This window comes from Mesorhizobium sp. M7A.F.Ca.US.006.04.2.1 (assembly GCF_004022915.1).
GTDB lineage: Bacteria > Pseudomonadota > Alphaproteobacteria > Rhizobiales > Rhizobiaceae > Mesorhizobium > Mesorhizobium ciceri.
This window is the reverse complement of sequence record NZ_RZQA01001179.1, coordinates 1-1,453: the sequence shown is the minus strand read 5'-3', so window position 1 is coordinate 1,453 and position 1,453 is coordinate 1. Positions and strand designations below refer to the sequence as shown.

General features: G+C 66.3%; 1 protein-coding gene and 1 pseudogene. Both read right to left on the bottom strand.

Annotation, left to right across the window (positions count from 1 at the left end):
• Positions 1 to 54: 54 nt before the first annotated feature.
• Positions 55 to 1,200 (bottom strand): ATP-binding cassette domain-containing protein, encoded by a 1,146-nt coding sequence (locus EN925_RS35560; RefSeq protein WP_024502486.1) that lies wholly within the window; start codon positions 1,198 to 1,200, stop codon positions 55 to 57.
• A gap of 29 nt (positions 1,201 to 1,229) precedes the next feature.
• Positions 1,230 to 1,453 (bottom strand): annotated as a pseudogene (locus tag EN925_RS35555) (2-aminoethylphosphonate ABC transporter substrate-binding protein); the annotation flags it as partial.

The following is a 1,453-nucleotide window of genomic DNA, read 5'->3' as shown; positions in this document are numbered from 1 at the left end:
ATCCAGAGCTTGCCGGGTTCCCTCCGAAACGCCGGCGCGCGAAGTGTGACGGCCTCAGACACCGGCGTCTTCCGGGAGAAGCGAGGTGTCGGCGGGCGCGAAGAACAGCGGCACCTTGGCGCCGGGTTCGGGCAAGGCGATCGGCAGCCTGGTCGCCGAGACACGCACCGGCGTGCCGTCGACGTCGAGCACGAGATGGGTCAGTTCGCCCTGCCAGTGCACTTCCTGGAGCGTGCCCACGATGCGGTTGGTATGGTCGCTGTCGGCGGTCAGGCTGAGATGCTGCGGCCTGATACAGAGCAGGCTCTTGTCGCCGGCCTTCTCGTTGCGGCCGGCGCCGGTCAGCAGCGCGTCACCATGCCTTGCCGTGGCAAATCCCTTCGACCCGACGGCCTCGGCAACCGTTACCGGAAGAAGATTGGCGCGGCCGAGGAACTCGGCCGTAAAACGGTTTGGCGGGCGGCGGTAGAGTTCGGTCGTCGGTCCATGCGAACAGACCCTGCCGTCGCGCATGATGGCGATTTTGTCGGCAAGCGTCAGCGCCTCGGTCTGGTCGTGGGTGACATAGAGGATCGTCAGGCCGGGCAGGCTGCGGTGCAGCCGCGCAATCTCCTCGACCATGTTGCGGCGGATCTGGGCGTCGAGCGCCGAGAGCGGCTCGTCGAGCAGGAGCACGCGCGGCCGCACGGCCAAGGCACGCGCAATCGCCACGCGCTGCTGCTGTCCGCCCGAAAGCTCGCGCGGATAGCGCCGGGCATAGGCCGACATGCCGACAGTGCCGAGCGCATCCTTGATCCGCTCGCCGATCAGCGCCTTGTCGGCGCCCTGTGCTCTGAGGCCGAAGGCAACGTTGTCCTCGACCCGCATATGCGGAAACAGCGCGTAGTTCTGCACCACCATGCCGAGGCCGCGCTCATAGGGCGGCAGATCGGTCACATCGGTGGCGCCGATGCGGATCCGCCCGCTGGCGGGCCGCACGAAGCCGGCCACGGCGCGCAGGGCCGTGGTCTTGCCGGAGCCGGATGGGCCGATCATCGCCAGGATCTCGCCAGGTGCGATATCCAGGGTCAGCGGATGCAGGACGACATGCGCGCCATAGGCAACGCTGACCTTGTCGAAATGGACATTGGAGCCGGCGCCGCGAACCTTCGCGGCGTCGATGTCCATGACACTGGTACCAGTAAAGGCTGCGGCCGACATGGCGTGGTCCTCCGGGTTTCCCTTGCGGATCAACTTCCGGTCGCTTCGTTCCAGCGCTTGACATAATCGGGCAGCTTGCTCAGCGCGTCGTCCCAGTTCGGCGACCAGATGGTCACGCCTTTCATCGCCTCCTGCGCCTTGGCGAAGTTGGCGTCATCCGGCTTGACGTCCTTGCGAGCCGGCATGCCGAGCGCAACGGAACTGATGCTCGACTGGGCTTCCTTGGAGAGCAGGAAGTCGATCAGTTTCTTGC